Origin of the sequence: Acinetobacter lactucae (genome assembly GCF_013344765.1) — a bacterium.
In the GTDB taxonomy this organism is placed as follows: Bacteria; Pseudomonadota; Gammaproteobacteria; order Pseudomonadales; family Moraxellaceae; genus Acinetobacter; species Acinetobacter lactucae_A.
This window is the reverse complement of sequence record NZ_JABVBF010000355.1, coordinates 1-995: the sequence shown is the minus strand read 5'-3', so window position 1 is coordinate 995 and position 995 is coordinate 1. Positions and strand designations below refer to the sequence as shown.

Here is a 995-nt window from a genome sequence, read left to right as displayed (position 1 = left end):
AAAAGATATAAAAAAATAGACTTAACTGTCAGTGAAAAATGAGCACAATATCCATTGTTTTAACTAAAAATAGCTTCTAAAGTATCTACTTACCATCGACCATTTTTGTACAAATAGTCAAATAAAAATAAACGTGGAGATTTTATGCGGGTTTTGTATCAGTTTCCTTTGTCCCATTATTGTGAAAAAGCTCGCTGGTTGTTAGACCATAAAGAACTTGATTATGTGGCTCATAACTTAATTCCAGGGTTTCATCGTGCTTTTGCACAACTCAAAACAGGCCAAAATTTACTGCCTATTTTGAAAGATGATCATCAATGGATTGCTGAATCGACTAAAATAGCACTTTATCTGGATGATACTTATCCAGAGCATTCACTGCTACGCCGTGATGAACATTTAAGACAGCAAACATTAAAAATAGATAGCTTGGCTGATGAGCTAGGTGTTCATGTCCGACGTTGGGCTTTAGCACACACACTAGCACAAGGTGATCATGCTTTAGAAATTATGATGGGTGAACAAGGCTATTTACGTCAGTTTGAAAAAATATCGAAACCTTTTCTCAAAACACTGGTAAAGAAGAATTATAAACTTGAAGAGAATTTAGTGAATCAGTCACAAGAACAAATGAATGAACTGATTGAGGAGCTGAATCAATATTTAATTGAAAATCAAGCACGCTATATGGTGGGTGATCGGCTAAGTCTTGCTGATATTTCGGTGTGTTCTATGCTTGCACCATTATTAGAGATAAAAGGTACACCTTGGGAAAAAGAAGACGATGGAGAGATTTCAGCTGAATGGAACAACTACCAAAAGTATTTGCTGGATTTGCCGCTGGGTCAATATGTACTAAGAATATATCAAACTGAGCGAAATGCACGTGTAGATTGGCGGGGAATCTAAACTTTTTAAATCGATAAAATGCCCTGAGAAAATCGGGGCTTTTTTATTTTCGATAAGTGATTATTAATATATAGACATTACTATCA

The 995-nt window shown here is 35.3% G+C and carries 1 protein-coding gene; it reads left to right on the top strand.

All coding sequences use genetic code 11. From position 1 onward, the window contains the following. The first annotated feature begins 144 nt into the window (after window positions 1–144). Window positions 145–909 (top strand): glutathione S-transferase family protein, encoded by a 765-nt coding sequence (locus HUN22_RS17290; protein ID WP_174731969.1) that lies wholly within the window; start codon window positions 145–147, stop codon window positions 907–909. The last annotated feature ends 86 nt before the right edge of the window (window positions 910–995 follow it).